Below are 15,332 nucleotides of genomic sequence, written 5' to 3'. Positions count from 1 at the left end.
CGTCAGCCTCTGCCACTGGCACCACAACCGCGCCCACGACCCCAGCTACGACACCACCTCCCTGCCCACCGGCAAGGTCCAGTTCCACCGACGCACGTGACCCGCCGACCATCGATGCGGAACTCATCCGCTCCGTAGACCCGACCGCGCGAGGTCCTCACGGACGAACGACGATGATCGTCTTCCCGTGGCGTCGCTCGGTGGAGTTGAGGGCTGCGACGGCCTCGTCGAGGGTCGCGATCGTTCCGATGTTCGGTCGCAGTCGTCCGTCCCGGACCCGCGCCACGATCTCCCCGAGCTGGGCGCGATCGGCCTCGACGACGAAGTCCACTGCCGTGCCGTCTGCCGGGCGGGACTCGACCGGACCGACGACGGAGACGAGTGTTCCTCCGGCCTTGACTCGGTCCGCCGACCGCTTCTGTACGTCGCCGCCGATGACGTCGAAGACCAGGTCGACCTCGCCGATGTCTTCGAGCGCGTCGATCTCGAGGTCGACGAACTCCTGCGCGCCGAAGTCGAGCGCCTCCTCACGGTCGGCGGCACGCCCAGTGCCGATGACGTGGGCGCCGACTCGCGGGCGAGCTGCGTCACCATCCTGCCGACGGCGCCGGCCGCGCCGTGCGCGAGGACGCCCTGGCCCGGCTGGAGGCGGCCGTGCTGGAAGAGCCCCTGCCACGCGGTGAGACCGGAGATCGGCAGGGACGCGCCTGCCGCGAAGTCGACCTCGTCCGGCAGGTCGCGAGGTTGCGCGCCTCGATCGCGGCGTACTCGGCCAGGGTGCCGTCTCGATGCCAGTCCGCGAGGCCGAACACCCGCTGTCCGACCTGCGGGCCGGTCGTGCCGTACCCGAGGGCCGTCACGACTCCGGCCGGCTCACCTACGGCTGCGCGCTCGGCGCCCTGGCATCCGAGGTCTCCGACCACGACGCGCTCGCGCGCCAGGCCCTGTCGCAACTGTTCGCCGAGTGGCAGGAGCTCCTCGCGGGCGTGCTGCGCAGGCTTCGGGACGGCGGCGCCCTCCCGCCCGAGGCGCCGGTCGACCGGCTGGCGACCGGTCTCATGGCCGCCCTCCAGGGCGGCTACCTGCTGGCGCAGACCGAGCACGACGTCACGCCGATGGCCACGTCGATCGACATGGCGCTCGCGCACATCGAGAGCCTCTCCGCTGGGTGAGCGGGCCGGACGCCCGGGTCTGCACGCAGCCTCAGCCGACGGCGGCCTCGAACGCCGCGGCCACCTCGAGCAGGAAGCGGTCGCGGCCGTGGGCGGCGACGATCTGGATGCCGACGGGCAGCCCGCGGGCCGTGGTGCGGAAGGGCACGGAGATCGCCGGGCAGCCGGTGACGGTGATGAAGTAGGCCGCGCGCATCCAGTCGAGGTAGGTCTCCATCGGGCGCCCGTTGATCTCGGTGGGGAACTCCTGGTCGGCCGGGAACGGCGGCACCTGCGACACCGGGAGGACGAGGACGTCGTGGGACTCGAAGAACTCGCGCATCCGCTCCGAGAGGAGGGTCCGCTGGTGGTAGGCGCGCGCGACGTCGGCACCGGTGAGCGACTCGCCGGCCCGGATGTTGTCGGCCAGGGACTGCTTGAAGGACTCCGGGTGCTCGGCCAGCAGCGTGCCGAACTTGGCCTGGAAGTGCCACGCCCGCAGGGTGCGGAACGTGTCGTCGGCCTCGTCCAGCGCGGGGTGCGCGCTCTCGACCGCGGCGCCCGCGCCGGCGAACACCTCGGCCGACGCGGCCACGATCGCGGCGACCTCGTCGTCGACCTCGAACCCGCCACCGAGGTCGGCGGAGAGCGCGACCCGCAGCCCGGAGAGTGAGCCGCTGACCGGCGGCGCGAACGCCGACCCGGGCTCGCCCAGCCCGTGCGGCGCACGGGTGTCGGGCCCGGCGAGCACCGAGAGCAGCAGGGCGAGGTCACCCACGTTGCGAGCCATCGGGCCACCGACTGAGGTGGTCTCCCACTGGTTGTAGAGCGGCCACTCCGGCACCCGGCCGAGCGACGGTCGCAGGCCGACCACGCCGCAGAACGACGCGGGGTTGCGCAGCGAGCCGCCCATGTCGGAGCCGTCGGCGAGCGGCACCATGCCGGAGGCGAGCGCGCACGCCGCTCCCCCGCTCGACCCGCCCGCCGACCGGGTCGGGTCGACCGGGTTCAGCGTCGTGCCGAAGACGGTGTTGAACGTGTGGGACCCGGCGGCGAACTCGGGCACGTTCGTCTTGCCGATGGTGACCGCGCCGGCGCGGCGTACCCGCTCCACGAGCAGCTCGTCGCGGTCGGGTACGTGGTCGGCGAAGAGCGGCGAGCCGTACGTCGTGCGCCACCCGGCCACGGCGTGGGTGTCCTTGAACGCGAACGGCAGTCCGTGCAGGGGTCCCACGTCGGCGCCGGACGCCAGCTGCTCGTCCGCCTCCGCCGCGCCGGTCCGAGCCCGCTCCTCGTCGAGCGACACGATCGCGTTGAGCCGCGGGTTGCACTCGGCGATCCGCGCCAGGTGCAGCTCCAGCAGCTCGCGCGCCGAGATCTCGCGGCGGCGTACGGCCGCGACCTGGTCGCGGGCCGTCGACTCGACGGTGATGCTCATCGGCGGCCGAAGAGCCGTCCGACGACGACGCCGAGCACGACCAGTCCGGCGCCGACCGCGATGCCCTTGAGGAAGTCGTCCTGGGAGGAGACGGCGGTCTTCGCGGGACCGGAGAACACGGTGCCCAGCGCGGGCGCGAGGGACTCGGCGTTGGTCGACGCCGGGGCGCCTCCCTGCGCAGCAGCAGGGGCGGCCGGGGCCGCGATCGCCTTCGAGACGTTGCCGAAGAACTCGCCGGCCATCCGCTTCGACACGCTGGTCAGCATCCTCTGGCCGACACCGCCGACCATGCCGCCGACGACGGCGTCGGCCTCGTAGTCGATGCGGGTGACGCCCGGTTCGGCCTCGTCGAAGCGGACCTGCACGGTCGCGTCGATGGTGCCCGGCGCGCCGGCGCCCGACAGCCGCATCACCAGTGACTCGTGGTCCTTGAGGTCCGAGAGCGTGCACTGGCCCTGGTAGGTGCCCTTGATCGCGGCGACGCCCGCGGTGACGGTCATGTCGTAAGCGTTCTCGCCCGTGGCCGTCAGCGCCGAGCAGCCGGGGATGGTCGCGACCAGGACGCGCGGGTCGAGCAGGGCGTCCCAGACCGTCGCGACGGGGAACTCGACGACGTTGGAACCGGCGATCTTCATGCGGAGTGCTCCCGGGAGTGGCGGAGGGTGAACAGTTCGGACGGGGAGATCGGCATCGCGGTGATCGGGATGCCCTCGGCGTCCTCGATCGCGGCGGCGAACACGGCGGCCGACGGGATGACTCCGGCCTCGCCGGCGCCCTTGATGCCGAGTGGGTTGAGCGGAGACGGCGTCTCGAGGTGGTCGATGTCGATGCCGTCGGGGATCTCGGTGACGTAGGGCATCAGGAAGTCCATGAACGACGCGTTGAGCAGCTGGCCCGAGTCGTCGTACGCCATCCGCTCGTAGAGCGCCCCCCCGATGCCCTGGGCGACGCCACCGTGGATCTGACCCTCGACGATCATCGGGTTAATCAGGTGGCCGCAGTCGTGGACGACGGCGTACTTGAGGATCGTGATCTCGGCCGTCTCCGGGTCGGTCTCGACGATGACGGCGTGCATGCCGGAGGCGAACGTCGCACGCTCGGGCGAGTAGAAGTCCTTGCCCTCGAGCCCGGGCTCGTCGTCCTCGGCCACCGGCGGCTTGCCGGGGTCGCCGACGGAGAACTGGGTGGCGGCCTTGGACTTCTCGTCGAAGGCGTAGCGCAGCGGGTTGGACAGCACCGACACCGTGCCGAGGTCGATCGAGGTGCCGGGCGAGCCCTTCACCGACACGACGCCGCCGACGATCTGGAGGTCCGACTCGTCGGCCTCGAGCGCCTCGGCGGCGATCTTGAGCACCTTCTCCTTGGCTCGCTTGGCGGCGAGATGGATGGCGGAGCCGCTCATCACCGCGGCGCGCGAGGCGAACGTGCCCACGGCGTACGGCATCCGGCGGGTGTCGCCGGTGACGACCTCGACGTCCTCGAACGAGCACCCGAGCTCGTCGGCGACCAGCTGCGCGAAGACCGTGGCGTGGCCCTGGCCCTGCGTGGTCAGGCCGGTCGCCACCTTGACCCTGCCCGAGGTCTCGATGTGCACGTGGGCGCCCTCGTAGGGGCCGACGCCGGTGCCCTCGACGTAGCAGGCGAGGCCGATGCCGACCTTGCGGCCCTGTGCGGCCATCTCCGCCTTGAACGCCGGGAACTCCTCCCAGCCGACGAGCTTCTTGATCTTCTCCAGGGATGCCGGGTAGTCGCCGGAGTCGTACTCCAGCTCGCGGCCGTCCTGGAAGATCAGGCCCTGGTCGTAGGGGAACTCGTCGGGCTGGATGAAGTTCACCGCGCGCACGTCGGCGCGATCCTTGCCGAGGTACTTCGCGATCGCGTCCATCGTGCGCTCCATCGCGTAGCAGCCCTGGGGGCGGCCGGCGCCGCGGTAGGGCGTGACGATCACCGTGTTGGTGTAGAGCGACTCGAAGACGACCCGGTAGTTCTGCGGCTTGTAGGGCCCGAGCAGCTGCGTCGAGGTGATGATCGGGACGATCAGACCGTACGGCGTGAACGCGCCGTGGTCGTGCCAGAACTCAACGTCCAGCCCGAGCAGGCGTCCGTCGTCGTCGAAGCCGACCTCGATGTGCTGCACCTGGCCGCGCTCGTGGGCTGAGGAGATGAAGTGCTCGCGGCGGTCCTCGGTGAACTTCACCGTGCGACCCAGCGCCCTGGCCGCCATCGGCACGAGGAGCTCCTCGGGCCACGGGTGGTTGATCTTGACGCCGAAGCCGCCACCCACGTCGGGGGTGATCACGTCGACCTGGCCGAGGTCGAGACCCATCTTGACCGCCACGGCCGCGCGGACGCCGGTCGAGCTCTGGGTCGACGTCCACAGCTGGAGCCGGCTGAGGTCGGGGTCCCAGCGGGCCACGGTGCCGCGGCCCTCCATCGGCATGCAGGCGCTGCGCTCGACGGTGAGGTCGAGCTCGAGACGGTGCGGCGCCTTCGCGATGGCGGCCGGCGCGTCGCCGACGGTCTGCTCCATGCGCGCACCGACGTTGCCGGGCACGTCGTCGTGCACCAGTGCCGTGGCGGCACGGGCGGCGTCGATGCCCACCACGGGCGTCAGGAACTCGTAGTCGACCCGGATCCGGGACACGGCGTCCTCGGCGAGGTAGCGGTCGTCGGCCACCACGAACGCGATCGCCTCGCCGACGTAGTTGACCTCATCCTTCGCCAGCGCGTACTGGGTGCGACCGTGGGTGAGCGCGGGGTGCGGGATCAGCAGCGGCAGCGGCTCAGCCATCTGCGGAGTGCACGACGCGAGGTCGTCGTAGGTGTAGACCGCGTGCACGCCTTCGACGTCGAGCACGTCGGACACGTCGATGTCGAGGATGCGGGCGTGCGCGTGCGGCGACCGCAGGACGGCGGCGTGCAGGACGCTCCGTGGACTTCCGGGGGGCTCGACGGCGACGTCGTCGACGTACCGGCCCTGGCCGCGCAGGAAGCGCTGGTCCTCGACGCGCTGGACCTTCTGGCCCATCAGCTTGGTGGTCATGCGTTCGCCTGGATCTCCGCGGCGCGCTCGACCGCCTTCACGATGTTCTGGTAGCCGGTGCAGCGGCACAGGTTGCCGGCGACCATGTCGCGGGCCTCCTCGTGCGTGGGCCGGGGGTTGTCGCGCAGGCCGGCGGTGATCGTGGTCAGGAAGCCCGGCGTGCAGAAGCCGCACTGCAGGCCGTGGCACTCGGCGAACGCCTGCTGCACCGGGCCGAGAGAGCCATCGGCGTTGGTCAGGCCCTCGACGGTCGTGATCTCGGCACCCTGCGCGGAGACAGCGAACATCAGGCACGCGCGCGTCGGCGCCCCGTCGACCAGGATCGTGCAGGCGCCGCAGACGCCGTGCTCGCAGCCGACGTGGGTTCCGGTGAGCCCGAGGTCGTGGCGCAGGGCGTCCGACAGCAGCCGCCGCGCGGGGACCCGGATGTCGTGGGTGGCGCCGTTGACCGTCACCCGTAGGTCGTGGAGCTCCTCGCTCACTCGGGGTCCCCTCGGAATCGTGGGCTGGAGGAGCGAAGCGGGGGAAGCCCGCGATTTCGTGGGGTGATCACTGCGCTCCTTCTCTCTGTGCGTGCTGTCGTGCCGATCGAACCACCCGCCCGGTGAGCACGCGGACCAGCTGGGCGCGGTAGTCGGCGGTGGCGTGAATGTCGTCCAGGGGTTCCAGCTGCGCGAGCGCGGCCTCCCCGAGGTCGGCGTCGGCGACGCCGGTCAGGTCGACGACCGCGGGCACGTCGCTGACGGAGAGGTAGCCGACCCGCACGGTCTCACCGTCGACGAGGGCGGCCGCACCCACGAGGGCGTAGTCGCCGTGACGGCGGGCGATCTCCTCGAACGCGACGCCGGCGCCGGGCGCGAGACCCGGGAAGTACGCCGACACCGCGACCTCGTCGTGGCCGACCGAGGACTCGAGCGGTCCGACGTACAGCTCCGAGGCCGGGATCGTGCGCCGGCCGCCCGGCCCCTCGACATCGACGGAGCCGCCGAGCAGGGTCAGCACGACCGGCATCTCCGCGGCGGCGTCGGCGTGCACGAGCGAGCCGACCGTCGTGCCGCGGTTGCGGATCGTGGCGTGCGCGACGTGCGAGAGCGCCATCGTGACGAGCGGCTGCACGCGGCGTACGTCGTCGGAGGCCAGGACGGCGGAGTGTCGGGCGAGCGCACCCACCCGCACGCCGCCGTCCCTGTCATCGCTCTCGACCGCGATGGTGTCCAGGCCCGGGATCGCGTTGATGTCGACGAGCATCGCCGGGGCGGCGAGTCGCATCGACAGCAGCGGGACCAGGCTCTGGCCACCTGCCAGCACCTTGGCGTTCGGCTCGCCGGCCAGGGCCGCGACGGCCTCGGCGACGGTCTCCGGCCGGCGGTAGTCGAACGGTGCTGGCTTCACAGGACCTTCGTCACCTCTCCAGAGCTGCGATCTGCGCGGTCACGGCGGTTCACGAGGTGGTAGTAGACGATGACCATGATCGTGCCCAGGGCGATGCCGCCGAGCTCGAAGTCGTCGGTGATCTCGAGGGTCACGCCGCCGATGCCGGCGATGATGCCGCCCGCGAGTCCGACCATGTTGACCGGGTCGCCGAAGTCCACGTTGTTCTCGACCCAGATCTTCGCGCCGACCAGGCCGATCATGCCGTACAGCACGACGGTGATGCCGCCGAGCACCCCACCCGGGGTGGCGTTGACGATCGCACCGAACTTCGGGCACAGACCGAGCAGGATCGCGACGATCGCGGCCACGTAGTAGGCCGCGGTCGAGTAGACGCGGGTGGCGCCCATGACGCCGATGTTCTCGGCGTACGTCGTGGTCGGCGAGCCACCGAAGGCGCTGGCCAGCGCGGTGGCGACGCCGTCGGCGCCGATCGCGCGACCCATGTAGGGGTCGAGGTTCTCGCCGGTCATCTCGGCGACGGCCTTGACGTGGCCGGTGTTCTCGGCGATCAGCGCGATCACACCCGGGAGCACGAGGAGGATGAAGGTCATCGAGAAGCTCGGGCCGTGGACGACGTCGACGCCGTCGGCGAGCTGGCCGCTCGGGAAGCCGATCCAGTCGGCCGCCTTCACGGTGGCCCACGACACGCGGTCGTGGCTGGTCTCCTCGGCCGCGCCCGGGAGGACGGACGTGATCTGGCCGAAGACGCCGTCGAAGATCCACGAGATCAGGTAGCCGAAGACGAGCGCGAGGAGCACCGCGATCCGCGACCAGAAGCCGGGCAGCAGCACGGCGCAGACGACCATGAACGTCGCGGTCAGCAGCGCCACCCACTGGTCGGCCGGCCAGTAGGTGCCCGCGACGACCGGCGCGAGGTTGAAGCCGATCAGCATGACGACCGCACCGGTGACCGCCGGCGGCAGCACCTTGTGGATCAGCCCGGCGCCCGCGAAGTGCACCAGGAGCCCGATCAGGGCGAGCACGATGCCCGCGACCAGGATGGCGCCGGTGACGTCGGCGGAGTCGCCGCCGTCGGCGCGGATCGCCGCGACACCGGCGACGAACGAGGCGCTGGTGCCGAGGTAGCTCGGGACCATGTTCTTGGTGATCAGCAGGAAGAGGATCGTGCAGATGCCCGAGAACATGATGGCGAGGTTGGCGTCCAACCCCATGACGATCGGGAAGACGAACGTGGCGCCGAACATGGCGACGACGTGCTGGGCGCCGACGCCCACAGTCTTGCCCCACGGGAGCCGTTGGCGAGGGCCGACGGCCTCACCGGGTCGGGGGTCGACGACCTCCCACTTGAACATCGACATGACAGTGCACCCTTTCGGTGTCAGGACAGGCCCGAGTCCTGCTCAACCTATGAGAGCCATGACACACCCTGAACGGCCACAAGTGCCGAAGGAACGCCGCCATGGCTGGCAGCACTTGTCGGCGCGCCCTCACCGGGAGTTCACCGGGACGTCACCGGTGCCCTGCCGACGATCAGGCCGACGATCAGGCCGACGATCAGGCCGAGATCAGGCCGCGATCTCCAACACCCGGAGGGCCACCGCCACGTCGAGCCGCAGGTGTGGGTCCGACGACAGCGGACCGAGCAGCCGCTCGAGCTTGGAGACCCGGTAGCGCATCGTGTTGTAGTGGAAGAACTGCATCCGGGCGGCCTCGGCGACGTTGAAGTTCGTGTCGAGCAGCACCTGGAGGGTCTCGCGGAGGTCGGCCGCCTCCGTCGTCGGCTCGGCCAGGGGGCCGAGCACGTCCTCGACGAAGGCGCGCAGCTCGGCCGCTCCGTCCGCGGTGTCGGGGATCAGCGCGATCAGGCGGTGCAGCCCGAGCTGGTCGAAGAACGTCGTCGACCGGCTTCCGCTGATGCGCCGACCGACCTCGACCGCGCGCCGGGCCTGGGCGTACGCCGCCGGCAGCGCGTCGAGCGACGTCGCCACCCGGCTGACGCCGACGGAGAACGGCCGCCGGCCGCCGCCCCGGTCGCCGGCCACGGCGGTGACCGCGCGGCGTACGACGTCGTGGCCGGCCACGGGCTCCTTGCTCTCCGCGTCGGTGCCGTCGTCGGTCAGGGGAAGCAGCACCACGACCTCGGTGGAGAGGTCGACGTTCGGGATGCCGTCGCCGATCGAGCCGCAGACCTGGCGCCACGCGGCCGAGAAGCGCTCCTGCCAGACCCGGTGCTGGCTGCTGCTCACGTCGTTCGGCTCGGCCGGGTCGAGCTCGGCGACCACCACCACGACCGGCCGTTCGAGGTCCCAGCCGAAGGTCTCGGCGTGCTCGCCGACGTACGCCGGGTCCTGCGAGCGGCCACTGCGCCGCAGCAGCACGTCGCGGAGGAAGTCGCCCTGGTACTTGTTCTCGACCGCCGAGACCGCGGCCTCCCGGGTGATCAGCAGCGCGGCGACCGCCGCCGCGCGCTCGAGCGCGTGCACGTCGTCGGCGGTGATCGGCTCGTCGGGCCGCAGGCAGACCAGCCGACCGAGGTCGGCGCCGCCCGCGGCGACCCGGGAGACGTGCGCGGCACCGGGCCCGACCGCGGTCCCGTGGGTGTCGATGCGCTCGACCCGGACCCGGCCGGTCGGGTCCATCAGCTGGTGGTCGGCGAGCACCTGCTCGAGCTCCGGCGACAGCGCCGAGGCCCGCACCCGCCCGTCGGTCGAGGTGAACGCGACCCCGACCCCGAGGACCCGGCTCACCTCGGCCGCGATGCCGTCGAGGTTGCCGCCCTCCAGCACGATCTGGGTCAGCCCCGTGTGCAGGGCATCGACCCGGGCCAGGGCGGCACTCGCGAGCTCCTCGCGGTCCCCGCTTATCAACACTTGCACTCCCTCGCAGTCGGCGTCGGCACAACCTGACATCCCCAAACCGTAATCGCCCCGACTAGCGTCGGAGGGGTGACCCCCGCCCGCGCCGTCCCGTGCAGCGCGCCGCCGCGGCTGCGGACCCTGCTCCGCGCCGCGCCCGACGGCCCCGTGCCGGTCGTCCACCGCGGTCGGGACGCCGTCTACGTCGACGTCGCCGGCCAGTGCGTCGGGGTCGTCTCGCGGCGCGCCGTCGCGGTGCCGTGCGCGCTGCGCACCGACGCCGCCTCGGTCCCAGACGCCGACACGGCGTACGTCGACGACGGCGTCCTGCACCTCGCCTCGCACGGCGACGCGGCCGCGATGGCGATCGGCCGGCTGGTCGAGGTCCACGTCCCGCCGCTGCGCAGCCGGGCGACGGCGCCCGCGCCGCCCCCGGGCGACGTGCGGGCCATGGTCGGTCGGGGCGACGGCCTCACGCCGTACGACGACGACGTGCTGTGCGGCTGGCTGGCCGCCCACCGCGCCGCCGGCGTCGCGACCCCGGAGGTCGACACCGCCGTGCGGGCCTGCCGCGACCGCACCACGCTGCTGTCGGCCGCGCTACTCGACTGCGCGATGCGGGGCGAGGTGATCCCCGAGTTCGCCCTCTGGCTCGCCGCGCTCGGCACCCCCGCCGAGCCGGCGCGCGCCGACGCGCTGTCCGCGCTCGGCCACACCTCCGGCCGCGGGCTGCTCCAGGGCGCCCGCCTGGCCCTCGTCCACCTCTCCCCCACGGAAGGCGCTGCCGCATGACCCACTCACACGTCGAGCTGCGGGCCGGCGCGTACGCCGACTCCGTCACGCTGCTGCAGGTCAGCCGCACCGTCCAGGGCCTCGACGGCGTCCTCGCCGCCCAGGTCGCGATGGCGACCGCCCTCAACGTCGAGGTCCTGACCGAGATGGGCTTCGAGGTGCCCGCGGAGGCGACGACCAACGACATGGTGGTCGCGCTCCGGCTCGACTCGGCCGACGCCCTCACCGCGGCGTTGGCGGGGGTCGACCAGGCGCTGCGCGACGCGACGAGGCGGGTCGAGGGACCCACCGAGGTCGCGCCGCCGCGCACGACGGCGAGCGCGCTTCGTCGCTCCTCTGGAACCCCGGGCCACGACGCGGTCGCGCTGGTCTCCGTGCCCGGCGCGAGCGCGCTGGTCGAGGCGATGGACGCCGTCGACGCCGGTCGCGACGTGATGGTCTTCAGTGACAACGTGCCGGTCGGGCAGGAGGTCGCCCTCAAGCGCGCGGCCGCCGAGCGCGGCGTGCTGGTGATGGGACCCGACTGCGGGACCGCGGTCGTCGGAGGCCTGGGGCTGGGCTTCGCCAACGTCGTCGCACCCGGCCCGGTCGGCATCGTCGCCGCGTCGGGCACCGGCTGCCAGCAGCTGCTCGCGCTGCTCGACCACGCCGGCGTGGGTGTCGGCTCGGCCCTCGGCGTCGGCGGCCGCGACCTGTCGTCGGAGGTCCGCGGCGCCTCGACCCGCGAGGCGCTGCGGCGCCTCGACGAGGACCCGTCGATCGAGCTGATCGTCGTGATCTCCAAGCCTCCTGCCGCCGACGTGGCGAGCGACCTCGAGGAGTACGCCGCGAGCCTCTCGACGCCCGTGGAGCTCGCGCTCCTCGGCGAGGGTCGGCCCGACCTCACCGCCGCCGCCGAGTCGGTGCTGCGCCGGCTCGGCCGCGACGTGCCCACCTGGCCGATCGCCGACCCGCCCGAAACTTTCGGGCGGGTCAGCGGTGGGGTGATCCGCGGACTCTTCGTCGGCGGCACGCTGAAGAGCGAGGCCCAGCTGATCGCCGGCACCGGCGGCGGCCACACGTTCGTCGACTTCGGCGACGACGAGTACACCTCCGGCCGCGCGCACCCGATGATCGACCCGAGCCTGCGGCTCGAGCACCTCGCCCGCGCCGCGGCCGACCCGGAGACCGGGGTCGTGCTGCTCGACGTGGTGCTCGGCCACGGCGCCGAGGCCGACCCCGCGGCCCTGCTCGCCCCGGCCGTCGCGGCCGTGTCGCAGCCTGTCGTCGTGGCGGTCGTCGGCACCGACGGCGACCCGCAGGGCCGAGCCCGGCAGGTCCGCGCGCTGGTCGACGCCGGTGCCGAGGTGCACCTGTCCAACGCCGGCGCCACGCGCCGCGCCCTCGAGCTGATCGGAGCGAACCAGTGAGCACCCCTGCATCGGTCGTCAACGTCGGCGCGGACCTCCTCGCCGACGCCGTCGCCGACCAGGCGACCCCCGTCACGCGCGTCGACTGGCGGCCGCCGATGACCGGCACCGAGGACGACCTCGCGACCGTGGCGGCCGACCCGCTGCGGCGTACGGCGAACGAGCGCGCTCTCGCCGCGATGCTCGACGTCACCGCGACCCTGGTCGACGTCGCGCCTGCGTCGGAGGTGGTCGGCCTGCGGCGCGGCGAGTTCCTGCACGCCGGCCCGCCGATCGCCTGGGACCGCGCGTCCGGGCCGCTGCGCGGCGGGCTGATGGCCGGCGCCGCGCTCGAGGGTCTCGTCGACGACCCGGAGGACGCGGTCGCGCTCTTCGAGTCCGGCAGCTCGGTGACGCTCGAGCCGTGCCACCACCGCTCCGCCGTCGGCCCGATGGCGGGCGTCGTGACCCCGAGCATGTGGATGTTCGTGCTCGAGGACGCCGCCACCGGCCGGCGTACCTACTGCTCGCTCAACGAGGGCCTCGGCAAGGTGCTGCGGTACGGCGCCTACTCCCCCGAGGTGCTCACGCGCCTGCGCTGGATGGGCGACGTGCTCGGCCCGCTGCTGCAGAAGGCCGTCCGCGGCTCGGACCACGTCGACGTGACCGGGATCCTCACCCAGATGCTGCAGATGGGCGACGAGGCCCACAACCGCAACCGCGCGGGCACGCTGATGCTGCTGCGCGACCTCTCCCCCGCGATGGTCGCGAGCGGTGCCGACACGGCCGACGTCGCGGAGGCGCTGCGCTTCATCGGCGGCAACGACCACTTCTTCCTCAACCTGGCGATGCCCGCGTGCAAGCTCGCCCTCGACGCGGCCCGCGGCATCGACGGCTCGACGATGGTCGTCGCGATGGCCCGCAACGGCACCGACTTCGGCATCCAGGTCTCCGGCACCGGCGACGAGTGGTTCACCGGCCCAGCGCAGCTGGCCGACGGCCTCTTCCTCGGCTCCTACGGACCCGACGACGCCAACCCCGACATCGGCGACTCGGCGATCACCGAGACCGCCGGCATCGGCGGCTTCGCGATGGCGACGGCGCCCGCGATCGTGCGCTTCGTCGGCGGCTCCGTGCCCGACGCGCTCGCCACCACCCGGCGGATGCACGAGATCACGCTCGGTGAGAACCCGCGCTGGTCGGTGCCCGTGCTGGAGTTCCAGGGCACGCCGACCGGCATCGACGTCACCCGCGTGTGCCGGACCGGGATCCTCCCGCAGATCAACACCGGCATGGCGGGCAAGGTCGCCGGCGTCGGCCAGGTCGGCGCCGGGCTGGTGACCCCGCCGGCCGAGATCTTCCCGAAGGCGCTGGCCCGGCTGGCCGAGCGCACCCGCGAGCGCGCGTAGCCCGGTCCCGGCGCACCGGTCGCTACCTGCTCGCGGCCCGCTGGTAGAGCCGGATCGACAGCGGCACGAAGACGACCAGGATGATCACGACCCAGATCAGCGTGTAGACCTCCGGGTGCTGCATCGGCCACGCGTCGGGGACGGGAGCGTCCGGGTCGACGTTGCCGAAGAGCTCGCGCGCGGCCTGGGTGACCGAGGAGACCGGGTTCCAGTTGGCGAAGGTCTCGAGCGGGCCCGGCAGGGTGCTGGTCGAGACGAACGTGTTCGCACAGAAGGTCAGCGGGAAGATCACGATGAACGAGGCGTTGTTGACCACCTCGGGCGTGCGCACCGTGAGCGCGACCGCGGCCATGATCCAGGAGATCGCGAACGCGAACAGCAGGATCAGCACGTAGGCGGCGACGGCCTCGAGCACCGACGTGCGGATCCGCCAGCCGACGATCAGGCCCGTCACGCTCATCACGAAGAGGCTGACCACGTTGATGCCGATGTCGGAGACCGTGCGGCCGACCACAACCGACGACGTCGACATCGGCAGCGAGCGGAACCGGTCGATGATCCCCTTCTGGAGGTCCTCGGCCAGGCTGTAGCCGGTGAACGTCGACCCGAAGACGACCGTCTGGGTGAAGACGCCGGCGATGAGGAACTCCCGGTAGCCGACGCCGGTGTCCTGGGTGCCGATCGCGCCGCCGAAGACGTAGGCGAACAGCAGCACGAACATGATCGGCGACAGGGTCGTGAAGACCAGCACGTCGGGCACCCGGAGGATCTTGCGCAGGTTGCGCCGGGTGATCACCGCGGCGTCGCTGACGGCCTCCGCCACCGCGGACATCAGGCCACCCCCTCGGAGTCGTCGGAGTCGTCGGAGTCGTCGGGGTCGTCGGACACCTCGCCGGCCTGCTCGGCCTCGGCGTGGTGGCCGGTCAGCGACATGAACACGTCATCGAGGGTCGGCCGGCGCAGGCCGGCCTCGAGGACCTCGATGCCGGCCCGGTCGAGCCGGCCCAGCAGCTCCACCAGGTCCCGGGTGCCGCCCGCCACCGGCACCGTGACCCGTCGGTCGCGCTCGTCGACCGACGGTTGGTCGATGCACAGGAGCGCGGCCTCGCGCCGCGCGGGCTCGAGCTGCTCCTCGGTGGACACGACGACCTCGATGCGCTCGCCGCCCACCTGCGACTTCAGCTCGTCGGCGGTGCCGAGCGCGATCACCCGGCCCTGGTCGATGACCGCGATCCGGTCGGCCAGCCGGTCGGCCTCCTCGAGGTACTGCGTGGTGAGCAGCAGCGTGGTGCCGCCGCGGACGAGGTCCTCGATCACGTCCCACATGCCCACCCGGCCGCGCGGGTCGAGGCCGGTCGTCGGCTCGTCGAGGAAGAGCACCGGCGGGCGGGCGACCAGCGCCCCGGCGAGGTCGAGCCGGCGGCGCATCCCGCCCGACCAGCCCTTCACGACCCGCTCGGCCGCGTGCGCGAGGTCGAACTGCGCGAGGAGCTCTCGAGCACGCGCCCTGCTCGCCCCGGCGCCGAGGTGGTAGAGCCGACCCACCATGTCGAGGTTCTCGAACCCGGTGAGGTGCTCGTCGACCGCGGCGTACTGCCCCGACACCCCGATCCGCCGACGCAGCTCCTTGGGTCGCGCGAGCACGTCGACCCCGGCGACCTCGGCCCGCCCGCTGTCGGGCCGCAGGAGTGTGGTCAGCACCCGCACCGCCGTGGTCTTGCCGGCCCCGTTGGGGCCGAGCAGCCCCATCACCGTGCCCTGCTCGACCTCGAGGTCGAGGCCGTCGAGCGCGACGACGTCGCCGTACTTCTTCACAAGGCCGGTGGCCCGGATCGCGAGCGCCATGCACTCCACTGTGACC

General features: G+C 72.4%; 14 protein-coding genes. 4 read left to right on the top strand and 10 right to left on the bottom strand.

Translation table 11 applies throughout. From position 1 onward, the window contains the following. Positions 1-157: 157 nt before the first annotated feature. Positions 158-676 (bottom strand): zinc-binding dehydrogenase, encoded by a 519-nt coding sequence (locus PZ894_RS05535; protein WP_275743242.1) that lies wholly within the window; start codon positions 674-676, stop codon positions 158-160. Between the two features lie 112 nt (positions 677-788). Here PZ894_RS05535 and PZ894_RS05530 point away from each other — a divergent pair, with 112 nt between their 5' ends. Continuing rightward, positions 789-1,172: a TetR family transcriptional regulator C-terminal domain-containing protein gene (locus PZ894_RS05530; protein WP_275743239.1), complete on the top strand. Its 384-nt coding sequence runs from the start codon at positions 789-791 to the stop codon at positions 1,170-1,172. 31 nt (positions 1,173-1,203) lie between these two features. Here the strand turns inward: PZ894_RS05530 and PZ894_RS05525 are convergent, their stop codons facing one another. The 7 genes from PZ894_RS05525 to PZ894_RS05495 all read right to left on the bottom strand — a co-directional run bounded on the left by PZ894_RS05525 (position 1,204) and on the right by PZ894_RS05495 (position 9,897). Then, positions 1,204-2,589, bottom strand: coding sequence for an amidase (locus tag PZ894_RS05525; RefSeq protein WP_275743237.1), 1,386 nt, complete (start codon positions 2,587-2,589; stop codon positions 1,204-1,206). Beyond that, positions 2,586-3,224, bottom strand: a complete 639-nt coding sequence (locus tag PZ894_RS05520; RefSeq protein WP_275743235.1) for a carbon monoxide dehydrogenase subunit G — start codon at positions 3,222-3,224, stop codon at positions 2,586-2,588. The genes PZ894_RS05525 and PZ894_RS05520 overlap by 4 nt, the downstream gene beginning before the upstream one ends. After that, positions 3,221-5,632, bottom strand: a complete 2,412-nt coding sequence (gene cutA / locus PZ894_RS05515) for an aerobic carbon-monoxide dehydrogenase large subunit (RefSeq protein WP_275743233.1) — start codon at positions 5,630-5,632, stop codon at positions 3,221-3,223. The genes PZ894_RS05520 and cutA overlap by 4 nt, the downstream gene beginning before the upstream one ends. Beyond that, complete coding sequence (locus tag PZ894_RS05510; protein WP_275743231.1) at positions 5,629-6,114, bottom strand: (2Fe-2S)-binding protein; 486 nt, start codon at positions 6,112-6,114, stop codon at positions 5,629-5,631. Before PZ894_RS05510 ends, cutA begins: the two co-directional genes overlap by 4 nt. A gap of 67 nt (positions 6,115-6,181) precedes the next feature. Further along, on the bottom strand, positions 6,182-7,024 hold the full coding sequence (locus tag PZ894_RS05505) for an FAD binding domain-containing protein (RefSeq protein ID WP_275743229.1): 843 nt from the start codon (positions 7,022-7,024) through the stop codon (positions 6,182-6,184). After that, positions 7,021-8,385 (bottom strand): solute carrier family 23 protein, encoded by a 1,365-nt coding sequence (locus tag PZ894_RS05500; RefSeq protein ID WP_275743227.1) that lies wholly within the window; start codon positions 8,383-8,385, stop codon positions 7,021-7,023. Before PZ894_RS05500 ends, PZ894_RS05505 begins: the two co-directional genes overlap by 4 nt. A gap of 207 nt (positions 8,386-8,592) precedes the next feature. Further along, complete coding sequence (locus tag PZ894_RS05495; RefSeq protein ID WP_275743225.1) at positions 8,593-9,897, bottom strand: helix-turn-helix domain-containing protein; 1,305 nt, start codon at positions 9,895-9,897, stop codon at positions 8,593-8,595. A gap of 75 nt (positions 9,898-9,972) precedes the next feature. On the opposite strand from PZ894_RS05495, the gene PZ894_RS05490 reads away from it, so the two are divergent. From PZ894_RS05490 to PZ894_RS05480, 3 genes are read left to right on the top strand one after another with little or no spacing between them, the layout of a single operon-like run. Next, positions 9,973-10,674: a DUF2877 domain-containing protein gene (locus PZ894_RS05490; RefSeq protein ID WP_275743224.1), complete on the top strand. Its 702-nt coding sequence runs from the start codon at positions 9,973-9,975 to the stop codon at positions 10,672-10,674. Then, positions 10,671-12,083, top strand: coding sequence for an FdrA family protein (locus tag PZ894_RS05485; protein WP_275743222.1), 1,413 nt, complete (start codon positions 10,671-10,673; stop codon positions 12,081-12,083). The genes PZ894_RS05490 and PZ894_RS05485 overlap by 4 nt, the downstream gene beginning before the upstream one ends. Further along, a complete protein-coding gene (locus PZ894_RS05480; protein WP_275743220.1) occupies positions 12,080-13,471 on the top strand; it encodes a DUF1116 domain-containing protein in 1,392 nt (463 codons plus the stop codon). Before PZ894_RS05485 ends, PZ894_RS05480 begins: the two co-directional genes overlap by 4 nt. 22 nt (positions 13,472-13,493) lie before the next feature. On the opposite strand, the gene PZ894_RS05475 is transcribed toward PZ894_RS05480, so the two are convergent. Beyond that, the gene (locus PZ894_RS05475; protein WP_275743218.1) at positions 13,494-14,303 is read right to left on the bottom strand and encodes an ABC transporter permease; all 810 of its coding nucleotides are present in this window, start codon (positions 14,301-14,303) and stop codon (positions 13,494-13,496) included. Next, the gene (locus tag PZ894_RS05470) at positions 14,303-15,316 is read right to left on the bottom strand and encodes an ATP-binding cassette domain-containing protein (RefSeq protein WP_275743216.1); all 1,014 of its coding nucleotides are present in this window, start codon (positions 15,314-15,316) and stop codon (positions 14,303-14,305) included. The genes PZ894_RS05475 and PZ894_RS05470 overlap by 1 nt, the downstream gene beginning before the upstream one ends. Between the last annotated feature and the right edge of the window lie 16 nt (positions 15,317-15,332).

The organism is Nocardioides sp. YIM 152315, from assembly GCF_029210375.1.
Lineage (GTDB): Bacteria > Actinomycetota > Actinomycetes > Propionibacteriales > Nocardioidaceae > Nocardioides.
The sequence above is the reverse complement of the archived record's forward strand: the minus strand, read 5'-3'. Positions and strand labels throughout refer to the sequence as shown.

Excerpts from the sequence above, each read along its gene's own strand:
- PZ894_RS05475 (WP_275743218.1), bottom strand. The coding sequence starts at position 14,303 with ATGTCCGCGGTGGCGGAGGCCGTCAGCGACGCCGCGGTGATCACCCGG.
- cutA (WP_275743233.1), bottom strand. The coding sequence starts at position 5,632 with ATGACCACCAAGCTGATGGGCCAGAAGGTCCAGCGCGTCGAGGACCAG.
- PZ894_RS05470 (WP_275743216.1), bottom strand. The coding sequence starts at position 15,316 with ATGGCGCTCGCGATCCGGGCCACCGGCCTTGTGAAGAAGTACGGCGAC.
- PZ894_RS05520 (WP_275743235.1), bottom strand. The coding sequence starts at position 3,224 with ATGAAGATCGCCGGTTCCAACGTCGTCGAGTTCCCCGTCGCGACGGTC.
- PZ894_RS05525 (WP_275743237.1), bottom strand. The coding sequence starts at position 2,589 with ATGAGCATCACCGTCGAGTCGACGGCCCGCGACCAGGTCGCGGCCGTA.
- PZ894_RS05530 (WP_275743239.1), top strand. The coding sequence starts at position 789 with ATGCCAGTCCGCGAGGCCGAACACCCGCTGTCCGACCTGCGGGCCGGT.
- PZ894_RS05485 (WP_275743222.1), top strand. The coding sequence starts at position 10,671 with ATGACCCACTCACACGTCGAGCTGCGGGCCGGCGCGTACGCCGACTCC.
- PZ894_RS05500 (WP_275743227.1), bottom strand. The coding sequence starts at position 8,385 with ATGTCGATGTTCAAGTGGGAGGTCGTCGACCCCCGACCCGGTGAGGCC.